Origin of the sequence: Thalassobius sp. Cn5-15, from assembly GCF_022347685.1 — a bacterium.
Taxonomy (GTDB): Bacteria; Pseudomonadota; Alphaproteobacteria; order Rhodobacterales; family Rhodobacteraceae; genus Thalassobius.
Genome location: NZ_JAKRGF010000001.1, coordinates 596843 through 611431 on the forward strand (window position 1 = coordinate 596843; position 14589 = coordinate 611431).

Here is a 14589-nt window from a genome sequence, read left to right on the forward strand (position 1 = left end):
GCTCTTTCATGAAAAGGAGTGCACGGGCAGCGATTACCGCCCGTGCAATTGTTTAATCGTGTAGGCTGCGGCCAAGTGCTTTGAGTTCGGTATCTTCAAACCATTTCACCTTGGTTGCACGCAGCGGGTGCATGTTTTCAAGGAAGGCAATTTGGTGGGTTTGCGGAAAACGCATTAGTTCATCTGGAAAGGCCAACTTCCGTTGAGCGGGCGTATATGTCGAAGATTCAGAGCTACTATTGCTACCTGCTCCAAAGGTATTCGAAACAGCGCTGCTAAACGACCACACTGTGGTTTCGCCGCACAGGCTTGAGAAATAGTCGGCTGTCATTTTGTCACTCGACCCAAAGTAGTTGATCATACCTGAATTTGAGACAAAGCTCTGCCACCCTTTGTCGTAGATACGGTCTAACTGGTTGAAGTCCTGCACAATGCCCCAAAGCTGCATACCGTAACCCGCCATAAGGCCATAGGCTTGCTCAACCATTGTTAGACGCCCCAGTGCCGCAAACTCATCCAGCAAGAACAGAATTGAATTATCTGGTTTGGTTTCTAGGTTTCGTGCATTCACGGTGATAGCCTGTTGCACCAACAGACGCAGCCAACGACCAAATGTGTTCAATCGATCTGAGGGCAAGACGAGATAGATCGTCATCGGTTTGGTTTTCAGGTCTTCAAACTTGAAGCTTGAAACCTTCATGTTCTTCGCGATGCGATCACTATCCAAGAAGTGAGTATGCGCTTGTGCTGTCGCAATAACACTCGCCTTTAGCTTTTCTTCCTTTTGCAAGCTTCTCGCCCCCGTGCTTTTGACAATCGGGTGCATTGATTTTTTCATCTTTGTGAAAGTCTTATCCAGCTCCGTTACATCTTGAACAAGCAATTCACGCACGCGTGGCAAATGGCGTCCGCCATCTTCTTCGGGGTCTGTCGCAACATGCATAATTAGACCTTGGAGTAAGGCCTTGGAGTAAGGCCTTGGCTTCCTCATCCCAAAACGGGTCTTTGCTATTGCCCTCAACGACCAATGCGGATGCCAACAACATCGCGTTTTCAGGTAGATCAGGATCGGTTGTATCCAACCAATCAAGTGGATTGAAGGACGACACTTGCAAATCATCCAGTGGGGTAATCGCCCACGGATCTACAATCTGAATTTCTTGCCCCATCTGCTGACGGCGTTCTGCCGTTGCAAAAGCGTTTTCTCCCTTTGGATCGATCACTAAGGCTGAACCTCCATAGGTCAAAAGATTTGGAATGATCTGTGTGGTGCCTTTGCCAGCGCGAGTTGGGGCTACCGTTAGCAAATGACGATCACCTTTATAGGAGACCCAATCCATTTCACCCTCAGCATTTTTAAATTTCCCGATGCGAATACCGTCAGTTCCAAAGGCATCTTTACTCGCCACATCTTCATGTGTCGCCCAGCGGCTTGAGCCGAAAGTTGTCGGTTTGTCAAAGAATCCAGAGGCCAATCCACCAAGCCAATACGCAAGGCCAAAGACAAATGCGATAATCGCCAACAAAACAGCGGCATTCCAGCCAAGAAGATTGTTCAGGAATATGGTCGCAAACACGAGCACGCCAACAATGATGTAGAGGGCCATTTTGCGGAAAGAGGCTGATTTTGGGGAGAATAGCCATCCCAATAAAAAGCCAATTCCAAATGATGCGACCACCATGACAATACGCACAATTGTCATGCCGAAATAATAAATTAGTTCATCCATTTCGGAATATTCCTTTTAAAAACTATCTTGAAAAACCTAGATCGCGCCCGCGTCGTTTAACTGTTTGGGGCGATGTCTTGGGGGGATTGAGAGATTGTCGTATTTTTGAAGCCAGCAATCGTCGCTCTTCGGCCTGACTGCGACGTAGCTTTATAAACTCGCGCTGCAATAGGCGACGCTCTTTCATCTGCTCAACGACCATAAAATCGCGCTGATCTTGATCTCGTTTTGCAAATTTCTGAGCTTCAAACTCATTTTGCCGACGAATGGAATTAGCTTTTCCCGTCAGGCGATCAAACAGGCCGCGCAAGCCTTTGTTCAGTCGATCAGAACGAACCTTGGTTTCCACCAGCCAACGCTGCTCTTGCCCGGTTTTGAGTTTCTGGCGCTCCGCGCGATGTGCCGTGTTCATATCCCGTAGTTTGTCGCGCAGCGGATCAAGGTCGCTTCTCTGACGATCTTTAATGTCATTGATATAGCCGCGCATTTGATCCGTAACTTTGGACCGAATGATTGATCGCGTTTCATCAACCGAAGGAAGGCTATCTGGCGATCCAAGTTTAGCGTTCACATCTTTGGTTTTAAGCGCTGCCCATTTGGCAATCGAATAGACTTTGCCATCAGCATCCAAGGCAACGAAGCCACGCCGATCACCACGGGCGAGGAAATAGCCGCGCTCTTCGAGCGCATTCTTGAAACCAATCTGGCTATCACAACGTTTCCAAGCCTGCTGAAACGCTTGTTTAATTTCTCGCGGATCAAGCCCTTGGCGCTTGGCCTGCTGCCATTCATCCAGCGTGAAGTTCAGGGGCGATTTGTTCCCATAGGTCGCAAGACCATCAGGCAATTGCCACCCATGATCCAAGAACAGATCGCGCGATAAGTCCCGCAGCTTGTTTTTGAAGTGGGGCAGATTGATAGCGGTTATGGTTTCCGCATCAATGCGCGACCACACCGCGTGCGCGTGGCGTCGGCCTTCTTTCTCATGCACGACAATCGCACGGGGTTGCCCCTCAAGACCAAGTGCTTTCTCGGCGCGATCAGCCGCTTCCAAGAACTCTTGCTCAGTGGCCACATGGTCTTGTGGCGGGTTCAAACTCAACGAAAACATATACTGCTTACAAAAGGTTGCTTTAGAAATGGCGTGGGCCTCAGACAAAGCCCCGTGCAAATGCTCAGATAAAAATCCACGCAACTCTAAGCAGTTTACATGATCGTTGTCACGATCATTCATCAGGTGATCGGCCAGCGCTTTTGCACCCGCCCGTTGGGAGCCTTTGAGGATCATTGCTTCACCCCCAAAGCTTCCATGATGGTTGCTCTAATCCATGCCACCTCAGCAACGGCACGTTTGAGGTCTTCCTCCAATTCAGGATCGACAATCAACGTGCCTTGGTTCAGATGCTTGGCGATCTGATTGAGATTGTTCGCCTGTCGTGTTTGGCCCAATCGTGCCAATACCTCAGCTAAGAGCTGTTGCTCCGCAACAGGTGGTTTCCGCCGCTTCCGATATTTGGGAGCTTCAGCGGCAAAAACCACGGACTTGATATAAGCCGACAGCGACATACCCCCAGCCTGAGATTCAAGCTGTGATCGTTCCGCAGAGGTTAGGCGCAATGAAAAGGGTGAGAGGCGGCTCATGGGCGAGGCCCTCGCAACTGGTGTTTATGCTCTTCAAGAACCTTGTTCCAGTTCTCCAATTCGTCGAACAAAGTGTTCGAACAAACTGGCTCACTGTCCGCCATTCTCTTCTTTTCGCAAGAAAACCCCTCTAAAACCCTGATTATAAATGTGTTTTTGGGTTTCGAGCTCCTGTTTCTCAGGAGTAGGAAATTCGCACAGCAAACGCCAGCTTAAGGACGGTGCGGCGCAACGTTAGATGACCCGAATCCCATAGTTTTCAAGGATTTGCGAAGAAGGTGCAGGCGAGTTCGCACACTTCGTCAAACCTGGTCTGAGCTGGTAAGCTAGCGGCTTGTTTTTCCTGCAATGCGATCTTATCGCGTTCAAACTGACCAAGGCGCTTTTCATAGGCTTTGATCACGGCTGAGCTGTCGGCATCTTTGCTCCTGCTGATCGGGTTGCATGTCATCTTTCCCTAACCAGTAAACCACAGTGGGCGGTTTGCCGCCATGGGCGCTGTGAGGGCGTTTGTGGTTGTAGAACTCGACCCACTTGGCGCTTCCGGCTCGGGCATCCGATCCGGTTTTCCATGCATGCAGGTAGACACATTCGTATTTCAGGGACCGCCCTATGCCATCCATGGAGATGCGTCTGCCGGATCGGCGTAATCGATCTGCCCATGCGAACAACGTATATTGCGGTCCTTGATCCGTGTTCATAATCTCGGGTTCGCCGTATTTGGCCATCGCCTCGTTCAACACATCGACGCAGAAGTCGGCTTCCCGCGTGTTTGATATCCGCCATGCCAATACTTTACGCGTATACCAGTCAATGATCACAAGCAGATAAAGGAGCCCGCGCCGCATGGGGATGTAGGTGATGTCCGACGCCCAAACCTGGACGCCCAAACCTGATTGGGCAGCGTTACGCGCAAACCCTTTAGCAGATACGGGTAAGTCATGTGTCCTTTTACAGGTTTGTTCGTATTGAGATTTTGATAAATTGGCATGAGGCCGGTCAACCGCATGAGCCAACGGATGCGCTTCTCGTTCACCTGCGGGGGGCCTTCTTTCCACCACGATCAAGGACACCGGATGCCCTTCCAGCAGCGCCCGCTTCAAACTGTGGATCATCGTGGGGTGAACGCCAAACCGGCTCGACAGCTCGACGACCGTGCGTTCACCCTTCAATGCCTCAAGCGCGACTTTGGCCTTAAAATCAGGGCTGCGGTTCTTCCGCTTCTTCATTTTGGATCGTCACTTTCGTCATGCGACCCACCTTATACACTGGTCCGAATTTGCGCCGCCCCCTCTCACCTTACCTTAAATATCGCATTCTGATGCGGCGGTTGGCACTTCGGAGTCTTAGAGTTGATCCATTAAAGACTGTTACGCGTAGAAGACTTCATGAGGTCCCAGCGAACATAGACTGAAAAAACATGAAGTTAGTATTGATACTAGGAGATCAGCTTTCACGCTCAATCGCCTCATTGCGCACGCTTCAGGATGGGGACGTGGTGATGATGGCAGAGGTTTGTGAAGAGGCGACCTATGTACGCCATCACAAAAAGAAGCTCGTCTTTGTGTTTTCTGCAATGCGCCATTTTGCAGAACAACTTGCGACCGAAGGCCTGACGATCCACTACACAAAATATGACGATGCGGATAACCGCGGATCGTTATATGGCGAGATCAAAAAGGCCGCTGACTGTTTCAGTCCAGATGAAGTTGTTGTAACCGCCCCGGGCGAATTTCGCTTGCTCGAAGAAATCCGTGGCTGGTCTAAACAGCTCGGATTACCCGTTTCCATCCTCGAAGATGACCGTTTTCTAGCCAGCCAATCAGAATTTGCCAAATGGGCCGCAGATCGCAAAAGCCTTAGAATGGAATACTTCTATCGGGATATGCGCAAAAAATGGTCTGTTTTAATGGAGCCGCATGGTCCTACAGGGGGGCAGTGGAATTTTGATGCCGACAATCGCAAAGCCCCTGACCCCACCCTGAAAGTACCGCCGACTTATACCTGCGATCCTGATGACATAACCTTAGAGGTCATAAGCTTGGTGGAGCGTGTTTTTCCCAAGCACTTTGGCGACATCCATCCGTTCAACTACGCCGTCACCCGCAGCGGTGCGCTGGACGCTTTAGAGCTGTTTATTCGTGATCGGCTGCCCGGCTTCGGAGACTGGCAAGATGCAATGTTGCAGGGTGAGCCCTGGATGTATCACAGTCATATTGCCCTGTATCTCAACAGCGGGCTACTCGAACCACTAGAATGCATTCAGCGCGCTGAGGCCGCTTATCGCCAAGGGAGTGCGCCCTTGAACGCTGTCGAGGGATTTATCCGTCAGATACTCGGCTGGCGGGAATATGTACGCTGCCTCTATTGGTTAAAAATGCCAGCTTACAAAACCAGTAATTTTCTAGACGCATCTCGCGACCTACCTGACCTCTTCTGGACAGCAGAAACCCGCATGAACTGCATGCGACAATCGGTATTAGAAACACAACAAAACGCCTATGCCCATCACATTCAACGCTTAATGGTTCTGGGCAACTTCGCTCTGTTGGCAGGATTAGATCCTCAGCAAGTTGGTGATTGGTTCTTGCTGGTTTACGCGGACGCCTATGAGTGGGTTGAACTCCCGAATGTCCACGGTATGGCGCTGTTTGCGGACGGTGGCGTTCTGGCATCTAAGCCCTACGCTGCCAGCGGGTCTTACATAAATAAGATGTCGAACTACTGCGCCCAATGTTCCTATAGCGCATCCGTAAAAAACGGGGCCAAAGCGTGTCCGTTCAACTTCCTTTATTGGGATTTCATCGATCGCAACGCCGCGCGGCTACGCAGCAATTCCCGTATGGGTTTCGCCTTTAGGACACTGGAACGCATGTCACCGCAAAAACTTAACGCTGTGCGTGATGATGCCAAACGATTTTTGAGAGCTCTAGAAAATGGCGAGAAAGTCTGATCTCCCCGAAAAACTCTGCCCTGTATGCCAGCGCCCCTTCACCTGGCGCAAGAAATGGGCGCGGGTTTGGGATGACGTGCGCTATTGTTCGGCGCGGTGTCGGTCTGCACGCAACTCAACGACGGTCAGAGGTCAGCATGACAGGGTTTGAACCGACCCGCGCCGCAGCCTTGCACCGTCTGGCGGCCTTTGTCCCTGATGCGGGGCGCAGCTACGGGGTGAAGCGGAACCATGACCTGGCGGGCGGGGCGCCATCAGAACAGCCCGCCGTATCGCAGCTTTCCCCCTATCTGCGACATCGCTTGATCGCGGAGCGCGAGGTGATCGACGCTGTGCTCAGCCGGCACGCCCCGCAAGAGGCGATGCCGTTTCTGCAACAGCTGTTCTGGCGCAGCTACTTCAAGGGGTGGTTGGAACAACATCCCAGCGTCTGGAACAGCTATCAAACGGGTTTAGACACTGCCCGCCAGCAGTCGCACGACGGCTACAATGCTGCGATATCTGGGCGCAGCGGAATCGCCTGCTTTGACCACTGGTGTCGCCAGCTATGCGACACCGGCTATCTGCACAATCACGCGCGCCTTTGGTTTGCCTCGATCTGGATTTTCAGCCTGCGCCTGCCGTGGCAATTGGGGGCGGATCTGTTCCTGCGGCATCTGGCGGATGCCGATCCGGCCTCAAACACGCTCAGCTGGCGCTGGGTCGCGGGCCTGCACACCAAGGGCAAACACTACCTTGCCACTGCGGACAACATCGCCCGTTTCACCGACGGGCGGTTCCATCCCGTAGGGGAGCTGGACGAAACCGCGCCGCCCTTGACGGAAGACGACGACCATACCCTTGCCGCCTGCCCCACGCCCATGGCCACACCCGCGGCACGCACCCTTTGGCTGATCACCGAAGAGGACAGCCTGTCGCCCCCTGCGGGATTGAAGGTCGCGGGGGTTTTAGGGATCGCATCACATGACGCATCCGACTTTGCGCAGCAGGCGGTGCGGAACAGCGCGGCTGCGGCTGGCGGGGTCTACTATCTTGGCCACTGTTGGAGCACGGCAATCCTGCGTGCCGCAGAAACTGCAGGGGTGCGTGATGTCGCCTGCGCCTATCTGCCAGTGGGACCAACCGCCGATGGCTTCGCTGCCACGCACCAACGTCTGGCCGCAGCGGGCCTAAGGCTGCACCTCCACCAACGGACCTATGACCGGCTGGTCTGGCCCCACGCGACCAAGGGCTACTTCAAGCTGAAGAAGCAGATCCCATCGCTGATTGACGGGCTGGCACAATGAGCGAACCGCCCCATATCGTCTGGTTCAAGCGGGATCTGCGCGTGCATGATCATCAACCGCTTTACCAAGCGGCCCAAAGCGGCAGCGCGGTGATCCCGCTGTATATTGTTGAGCCAGAGCTGTGGCAGCAACCCTTCGCCTCCTCCCGCCACTGGCAGTTCGTGCATGATTGCCTGCGCGACCTCAACGACAGTCTAGATGCCCTGGGCCAGCCGTTGATCATCCGCATCGGTGACGCCTGCGAGGTGCTGGCACAGATCGCAGAAAGCACTGGCGCGCGGACCATTTGGGCGCATGAAGAAACTGGCGATGGCTGGACCTATGATCGGGATCTGACCGTGCATCGAATGTGCCGCGACCATAGGCTGGCCTTTCACGAACTGCCCGCTAACGGAGTGGTCCGGCGCCTTGGCAGTCGCGATGATTGGAGTGCGCTGCGCAATCAGCGTATGGCCACGCCCATCACCCCAAAACCCACACCGCTCACGCCAGTGCCACAGTGTCACACGGATGCGCTGCCAGCCAAGGATCACCCGATGTTCGGCGCCCCCCTACCCGCCCCACAGCGCGGCGGACGGCGCGCGGCGGTCGCGGATCTGCGCAGTTTTCTGGAACAACGGGCGACGGGGTATCTGCGCCACATCTCTTCGCCGCTTGGGTCCGAACGCCACTGTTCACGCCTGTCTGCGCATCTGACATGGGGCAGCCTGTCCACCCGTGAGGTGGTGCAGGCGCTGGCACGGCGGCGCGCGCAGCTGAGCCCGATGGAGAGACAGGGTATGGGGCGTGACCTCAGCGCGTTTGGGTCGCGATTGGCGTGGCGCTGTCATTTCATCCAAAAACTCGAAGATCAGCCCACGATCGAAACCCACTGCATGCATGCTGCCTTTGACGGCCTGCGCGAGGGGGATCATGATCCCGCACGCTTTCAGGCCTGGGCGACGGGACAGACCGGATTTCCATTCATCGACGCCTGCATGCGGTCGCTGATACAAACCGGCTGGATCACATTTCGGATGCGGGCGCTGTTGGTCAGTTTTGCCAGCTATCAACTGTGGCTCGACTGGCGGCGCACGGCCCCCTATATGGCGCGGCTGTTTACAGATTATGAACCGGGCATTCATTACAGCCAGTTCCAGATGCAATCAGGCGTCACAGGGATCAACGCCCTGCGCGTCTATAACCCCATCAAGCAAAGCCGTGATCAGGACCCGCAGGGGCGCTTTATCCGCAAATGGGTGCCGGAATTGCGTCAGCTCAGCGATGATCAGATACACTGGCCGTGGGCGGATGATCTGACCCTGTTTCAGGCGGGGCAGACGATGGACTACCCGCCCCCCGTTGTCGATCATGAGACAGCCGCGCGACAGGCCAAAGAGCGGATCGCGGCGGTGCGCAACGGTGCGGGGTTTCGCGATCATTCCAAACAGGTCTATCGCAAACACGGCAGCCGCAAACGCACCGCGCGCAAGGCGCTCAGACATGGTGATGACAAGGGACAGCTGTCCCTGTTTAGCGACTAATCTGCGGCCACCTTTACCCGTATCACCAAGTCCTTAGTCATAGCGCAGCGCCGTCGCTTTCCCACGGAAAATTGTGTAGGACAGCACGCTATAACCCGCGATCACCGGCAGCACGAAGATGGTGCCGACCAGAATGATAAACAGACTTTCCGGCGCGCTGGCGGCCTCATAGATGGTCAGTTGTTCGGGCACCACGTAGGGGTAGAAACTGTAGGACAGCCCGAAAAACGCCAGCGTGAACAGCGCGATGGCTGCGACAAAGGGAAACCAAGCCCAGCGGTCGTTGCGTGTGGGTAACTGACGCAGCCCAAACCACAAAAGCGCGATCAGTAACGCCGACATCAACGGCAGAGGCAGCAACAACACCACCTCGGGGAAGGTGAACCATTTGGCAAAAATCCTCTCGCTCACCAGCGGGGTTGCGATGGAAATCAGCGCAATACCAATGATCAGCCCCCAGATACCCCCCCGCGCCCAAGCGACCGCCTTGCGCTGCAATGCACCGTCGGTTTTCAGGATCAGCCAGCACGCGCCGATAAAGGAATACCCCACCGCCAGAAAAACCGAGGTCATCACCGCAAAAATCCAGATGCCCAGCGTGCTCTCCAGACCCATAATGTATTTGCCCAGCATGAAGCCCTGCGACAGCGCGGTGATCAGGGATCCAACGTAGAAGGCGGCGTTCCAGTAGACCTTGTGGTGCCCCGGCGCCTTTACCCGAAATTCAAACGCCACACCGCGCAGGATCAGACCCACCAGCATGATCGCCACCGGCAGATATAGCGCTGTCAGAATCGCACCATGCGCCGCAGGGAAGGCAACCAGCAACAGCCCGATGGCCAGCACCAGCCACGTTTCATTGGCGTCCCAAAACGGCCCGATGGAGGCGACCATGCGGTCCTTCTCTGCCTCATCAGCGAAGGGAAACAGGATCCCAACGCCCAGATCGAACCCATCTAAGATCACATAGATCAGGATCGACACCCCCATCAGGGTGGCAAAGGCGACGGGCAGCCATTGGGCGGGGTCTCCGAACAGGGTCATCATGGCGCTTACTCCGCAGGAACGGGTTGGGATTTGGGCGCGCTTGGGGCGGGGCCATCGTGGCTGCCCGCCTTGCGCGCCAAATAGAACAGGACGCTGATGTAGGCGATCAGCAATAACACATAGAGGCTGAGGTAGATCGCCAAGGTGCTGGCCACCATCGGCGCAGGCACATCCGCAACCGCCTGTTTGGTGGTCAGCACCCCCTGAACCAGCCACGGCTGGCGGCCAATTTCAGTTGTGTACCAGCCAGACAGCGTTGCCACCCAACCGGAAAAGGCCATCGGCACCAGCGCCAGCTGCATCAGTTTCGGCACCCCCGCGGGGCCACGACCACGGCGCATGAACCACAGTACTGACCAGCTAAGGACCAGCATCGCCATGCCTGTGCCCACCATGATGCGGAAGGACCAGAACACCGGTGCCACGGGCGGGTGCTGGGGCGTGCCATCCTCGGCCACAAAATCGTTCAGACCGGGGACCACGCCCTCTGCCTTATGGGTCAGGATGATCGACGCCACGTTGGGCACCGCCACCTCAAACCTGTTTTCGCGCGCTGCCTCATCCGGCAGGGCAAAGAGCAAGAGCGGCACGTTGGATTGCGTGTCCCAGTTGCCCTCCATCGCGGCGACTTTCTGCGGTTGGTATTTCAGCGTGTTCAGCCCGTGCATGTCCCCCATGTAGATCTGCACAGGGATCAACAAGGCCGCCAGCCATGCACCGGTTTTAAACACCGCGCGCGCATCTGCGCCACGATCGCCGCGCAGCCAGCGAAAGGCCGACAGGCCAAGGATCAGGAAGGCCACGGTCAACCCGCTGGCCATCAGCATATGCGCCAGACGGTAGGGCATCGACGGGTTAAAGATGATCGCCCACCAATCGGTTGCATGGGCCACCCCATCGCGCAGTTCAAACCCTGCGGGGGTGTGCATCCAACTGTTCAGCACCAAGATCCAGAAGGCCGACATCGTGGTCCCGAAGGCCACCAGAAAGGTCGCCAATGAGTGCAGCCAGTTGGGCACCTTGGAAAATCCGAACAGCATGATGCCAAGGAACACCGCCTCTAGGAAAAACGCGGTCAGCACCTCATAGGCCAAAAGCGGCCCTGCGATATTGCCGACGGTTTCCATAAACCCGGGCCAGTTGGTGCCGAACTGAAACGACATGGTGATGCCCGACACAACACCCATGGCAAAGGACAGGGCAAAGACCTTTACCCAGAACCGATAGGCGTCCATCCATTTCACATCACCCGTCGCGTTGAAGCGCAGCTTGAAGAACAACAGAACCCACCCCAGCGCGATGGTGATCGTCGGGAACAAGATGTGGAAAGAGATATTCGCCCCGAACTGAATGCGGGACAGCAGAAGCGTATCCATGGGAACACCTATTGAACCTGTGTGTCAGAACTTATGTCTAAGATATACCTATGATGCCGCGCGCAGTGCATAAGGGGGATGCGACCGTGTAGCGCGCGACATTCTGTGACGTCTTGCGGCGATGACCGACGGGTGAGCCTCCCCAACGGAACTGGTCCGCCCCTATGTTTAGGAAACGGAGGACCCAAAACTGGCAAACAAGCGACCGAAGCCAGAAGAGAGAGTTTCGAAGTTACGGCAAGTAGAGGTGTTGATGGGGCAAGGCATGTCTCGTCTTGATGCGAATAGACAGATCGGTGTTGTTGAACAAACCTATTACCGCTGGCGAAAGAAATGAGCCATTGTAGGCGCCATTGGTTCGAGCCCAATGGGCGACGGCAAAGTCTTTCGCACGCTGAACATTTTTGATGAGCACAGCCGTGAATGCCTGGCAATCAAGGTGCAGCGCAAATTGCGCTCTGCAGATGTCATCGACGCCTTGACGGATCTGTGCATCCTGCGTGGACCACCAGCATTCATTCGGTCGGACAATGGCCCGGAGTTCGCCGCCAAGGCCGTCCGCGATTGGATTGCAGTGGTCAGCGCTAAGACCGCCTACATTGAGCCGGGATCACCTTGGGAGAACAGATACTGCGAAAGCTTCAATGCAAGGCTTCGGGATGAACTGCCGAACGGCGAGGTCTTCTACAGCTTACGGGAAGCGCAAATCCTGATTGAACAATGGAGGAAACACTATAACACGAAACGACCATACAGTGCCTTGGGCTACCGCCCACCGGCCCCGGAAACCATCGTCCCGATGAAACCCAGGCCAATAATGCACGAACATTCAAACTGGACCACTTAGGTGGGGCTGATCAGCATGTTTTTGGATACTAAGCCGTATGCCATCACTTGTTTCATCACAAAAACTGCGCGCAGCACGGGCGCAGGTTCTGTTGAAAAACCGGCAACGCCTGTTGTTGGGCGGCGTCTTATTTTTGCAGATTGCCGCACCCCTGCCAGCATCTGCCGGCACATCCGCGACGGATCAGGAACAGCCCGTGCAGACGGCGGATCATACGGTCCAGATGTGCGTCGGCGGGCACCAGTTTAATGTACCGATCATCCGGTAATTGTCTGTAAGGTCGCTTGAATCTGAGATCAGCCACTGTCTTACTGGCAATCAATGCACTTTCCCTGACGAGCCAGTGCAAACTGGGGCAGCCAACTTTCACCAGTACAAAAACGCCTATGGCACGCCTCTGTTGGTTTCCATTCTGGGGCGCGCATCTGCGTATCAGGTTGACTATCTTTACCTCCGCACCACGCCGCTCAATTCTAGGCCGCTTGATAATGTGACTGCCCCATTCTACCACGTTTCAGGGCCGAATGAGATCACGCTTGTTCCAGACAGTCTTCAATTCATGGGTGCAAACGTCAAAATGCACTGTTTTCGCGGATTGCCTGCATATAGCACAGATGAGAACCGAGCGGTGTGTATTGTCATCGCACAGGCCCCGCCGGAGTTGCGAATACTTTTTTCTTTTGCAGTGGGATCTGACCTTGAGGGGCAATGGGCCATCGACGCCGATGCATGGGACAGACGAGATTGGTCTGTTTGGAAAAAACCCTTGGCCGAGGTTGAGGCGGCCGTTCGGTCAATGAGAAATAGTAGTAAGGAAGTAAATTTATGCAGTTCAGAGCTGATCAAGTAGCGTTTTTGGATGCTGCAATAAACGGTACCCTGAAAGAATTCATTGTCAATGGACCGCATGGCGCTGATTTGATAGGCGTATATGTAACCCTAGAGCTGCACATAGGCGCTCCGATTGGCATCAATTAATACGCCACGGGAGTTGGAGTTCCCCCGGTTTTGTGGACGGTTATGGGCTTAGAGATTTCAGCCCTTCAGCGGTGATCCTTTCGTCGTTGACGGGTGACTTGTAACCCAAAGCCGAATGCCTGCGCGAGGGGGTGTACCAGGCTTCAATGAACTCGAAGCAGGCGATGCGGGCCTCAGCTTTGGTCTTGAACTTCCGTCGAGCCAGCAATTCACATTCGGGCGTGGCGAAGAAGCTCTCGCACATGACGTTGTCATAACAATCACCAACCGATCCCATCGACAGGCGTACCCCCATTTCTTTGCAGCGCAGGCCAAAAGCCATCGGTGTGTACTGCGATCCCTGGTCGCTATGAGGAATGACGCTGTCGGGTTTGCCTTGTGTTACCGCCATGTTCATTGCGTCGATGACAAGCTGCGCCTTCTGGTCATTCCCCATAGCCAGCCAGTGATCCGCCGACTGAAGGCATTCAGGACGACAGCTAGATACAGAAAGCCCGCCCAAGTTGGCGCATACGTTATGTCTGCGACCCACAGCACGTTTGGCGCATCCGCATAGAAGTTCCGGTCCACCAGATCGCTTGCGGGCCGGGCCCATAGATCGCGCTCTGTCGTGACCACGAACTTGCGGCGACTGACAGACCGCAAGCCTTTAGCTTTCATCAATCTCTCAATGCGCTTGCGCCCCACATGGTCGCCTTCGTCAGCGAGTTCAGCGTGAATGCGTGGCGCAGCCTCATGGATGGCGGCAATCCGGTCGCTTAACGCGTCATCGGCAACCTGTCGGACACTGGGCGTGCGGTTGTGATAGGCATAGAAACCGCTGCGGGATACGCCCAAGGTATGCGACATCAACTGGATCGAATACTCGGCCTGATTTGCGGTCATGAACTTGAAGACCTCCGCGATGTCACGTCGCTTTGTGCAAACCAAGCCGCGGCCTTTGATAAGATGTCCCGCTCTTGGCGAAGCTGCCTGACTTCTTTGCGAAGTTGACGCAGCTCCGCCAATTCCGTGCTGGTCAGGCGATCATCGCGTTCACCATCGTCGGCACCAGCCTGCTTGACCCAGTCATGGATCGTTGCGGCGCATGGCTCATACTCCCGCGCAATGCTTTCAACACTGCGACCAGCTCGCACCAGCGCACCCAATTGCTCCCTGAATTCCGTCAGCTACGGGGTCCTCGTTCTCGGCGTGAAAAACACTCTCCT

General features: G+C 55.1%; 10 protein-coding genes and 3 pseudogenes. 5 read left to right on the top strand and 8 right to left on the bottom strand.

The features are described 5' to 3' along the window. Positions 1 to 52: 52 nt before the first annotated feature. The 5 genes and pseudogenes from MHM86_RS02960 to MHM86_RS02980 form a co-directional block, all read right to left on the bottom strand. Positions 53 to 943 (bottom strand): type IV secretory system conjugative DNA transfer family protein, encoded by an 891-nt coding sequence (locus tag MHM86_RS02960; protein ID WP_239195540.1) that lies wholly within the window; start codon positions 941 to 943, stop codon positions 53 to 55. After that, complete coding sequence (locus MHM86_RS02965) at positions 885 to 1730, bottom strand: type IV secretory system conjugative DNA transfer family protein (protein WP_239195542.1); 846 nt, start codon at positions 1728 to 1730, stop codon at positions 885 to 887. Before MHM86_RS02965 ends, MHM86_RS02960 begins: the two co-directional genes overlap by 59 nt. A gap of 22 nt (positions 1731 to 1752) precedes the next feature. After that, a complete protein-coding gene (locus tag MHM86_RS02970; protein WP_239195548.1) occupies positions 1753 to 3018 on the bottom strand; it encodes a relaxase/mobilization nuclease domain-containing protein in 1266 nt (421 codons plus the stop codon). After that, the gene (gene mobC, locus MHM86_RS02975) at positions 3015 to 3371 is read right to left on the bottom strand and encodes a plasmid mobilization relaxosome protein MobC (protein ID WP_239195551.1); all 357 of its coding nucleotides are present in this window, start codon (positions 3369 to 3371) and stop codon (positions 3015 to 3017) included. The genes MHM86_RS02970 and mobC overlap by 4 nt, the downstream gene beginning before the upstream one ends. 386 nt (positions 3372 to 3757) lie before the next feature. Beyond that, a pseudogene (locus MHM86_RS02980) lies at positions 3758 to 4600 on the bottom strand (DDE-type integrase/transposase/recombinase). 191 nt (positions 4601 to 4791) lie between these two features. On the opposite strand from MHM86_RS02980, the gene MHM86_RS02985 reads away from it, so the two are divergent. The 4 genes from MHM86_RS02985 to MHM86_RS03000 are packed head-to-tail and all read left to right on the top strand — an operon-like array spanning position 4792 to position 9133. After that, on the top strand, positions 4792 to 6324 hold the full coding sequence (locus tag MHM86_RS02985) for a cryptochrome/photolyase family protein (RefSeq protein ID WP_239195553.1): 1533 nt from the start codon (positions 4792 to 4794) through the stop codon (positions 6322 to 6324). Further along, on the top strand, positions 6308 to 6475 hold the full coding sequence (locus tag MHM86_RS02990) for a DUF2256 domain-containing protein (RefSeq protein ID WP_239195559.1): 168 nt from the start codon (positions 6308 to 6310) through the stop codon (positions 6473 to 6475). Before MHM86_RS02985 ends, MHM86_RS02990 begins: the two co-directional genes overlap by 17 nt. Then, positions 6462 to 7610: an FAD-binding domain-containing protein gene (locus MHM86_RS02995; protein ID WP_239195562.1), complete on the top strand. Its 1149-nt coding sequence runs from the start codon at positions 6462 to 6464 to the stop codon at positions 7608 to 7610. The genes MHM86_RS02990 and MHM86_RS02995 overlap by 14 nt, the downstream gene beginning before the upstream one ends. Beyond that, complete coding sequence (locus tag MHM86_RS03000) at positions 7607 to 9133, top strand: deoxyribodipyrimidine photo-lyase (protein WP_239195563.1); 1527 nt, start codon at positions 7607 to 7609, stop codon at positions 9131 to 9133. Before MHM86_RS02995 ends, MHM86_RS03000 begins: the two co-directional genes overlap by 4 nt. 33 nt (positions 9134 to 9166) lie before the next feature. On the opposite strand, the gene MHM86_RS03005 is transcribed toward MHM86_RS03000, so the two are convergent. Then, complete coding sequence (locus tag MHM86_RS03005; RefSeq protein WP_239195565.1) at positions 9167 to 10177, bottom strand: cytochrome d ubiquinol oxidase subunit II; 1011 nt, start codon at positions 10175 to 10177, stop codon at positions 9167 to 9169. A gap of 8 nt (positions 10178 to 10185) precedes the next feature. Further along, positions 10186 to 11556 (bottom strand): cytochrome ubiquinol oxidase subunit I, encoded by a 1371-nt coding sequence (locus MHM86_RS03010; RefSeq protein WP_239195566.1) that lies wholly within the window; start codon positions 11554 to 11556, stop codon positions 10186 to 10188. A gap of 373 nt (positions 11557 to 11929) precedes the next feature. Between MHM86_RS03010 and MHM86_RS03015 the strand changes: the two are divergent. Next, a pseudogene (locus MHM86_RS03015) lies at positions 11930 to 12403 on the top strand (integrase core domain-containing protein); the annotation flags it as partial. 1018 nt (positions 12404 to 13421) lie between these two features. On the opposite strand, the pseudogene MHM86_RS03020 reads toward MHM86_RS03015, so the two are convergent. Continuing rightward, positions 13422 to 14550 (bottom strand): annotated as a pseudogene (locus MHM86_RS03020) (IS3 family transposase). Between the last annotated feature and the right edge of the window lie 39 nt (positions 14551 to 14589).

What these genes read in the sequence shown, in the direction of transcription:
- MHM86_RS03010 (WP_239195566.1), bottom strand. Translation starts at nt 11,556, where the DNA reads ATGGATACGCTTCTGCTGTCCCGCATTCAGTTCGGGGCGAATATCTCT.
- MHM86_RS03000 (WP_239195563.1), top strand. Translation starts at nt 7,607, where the DNA reads ATGAGCGAACCGCCCCATATCGTCTGGTTCAAGCGGGATCTGCGCGTG.
- MHM86_RS02960 (WP_239195540.1), bottom strand. Translation starts at nt 943, where the DNA reads ATGCATGTTGCGACAGACCCCGAAGAAGATGGCGGACGCCATTTGCCA.
- MHM86_RS02990 (WP_239195559.1), top strand. Translation starts at nt 6,308, where the DNA reads ATGGCGAGAAAGTCTGATCTCCCCGAAAAACTCTGCCCTGTATGCCAG.
- MHM86_RS02995 (WP_239195562.1), top strand. Translation starts at nt 6,462, where the DNA reads ATGACAGGGTTTGAACCGACCCGCGCCGCAGCCTTGCACCGTCTGGCG.
- MHM86_RS02970 (WP_239195548.1), bottom strand. Translation starts at nt 3,018, where the DNA reads ATGATCCTCAAAGGCTCCCAACGGGCGGGTGCAAAAGCGCTGGCCGAT.
- mobC (WP_239195551.1), bottom strand. Translation starts at nt 3,371, where the DNA reads ATGAGCCGCCTCTCACCCTTTTCATTGCGCCTAACCTCTGCGGAACGA.
- MHM86_RS03005 (WP_239195565.1), bottom strand. Translation starts at nt 10,177, where the DNA reads ATGACCCTGTTCGGAGACCCCGCCCAATGGCTGCCCGTCGCCTTTGCC.
- MHM86_RS02985 (WP_239195553.1), top strand. Translation starts at nt 4,792, where the DNA reads ATGAAGTTAGTATTGATACTAGGAGATCAGCTTTCACGCTCAATCGCC.
- MHM86_RS02965 (WP_239195542.1), bottom strand. Translation starts at nt 1,730, where the DNA reads ATGGATGAACTAATTTATTATTTCGGCATGACAATTGTGCGTATTGTC.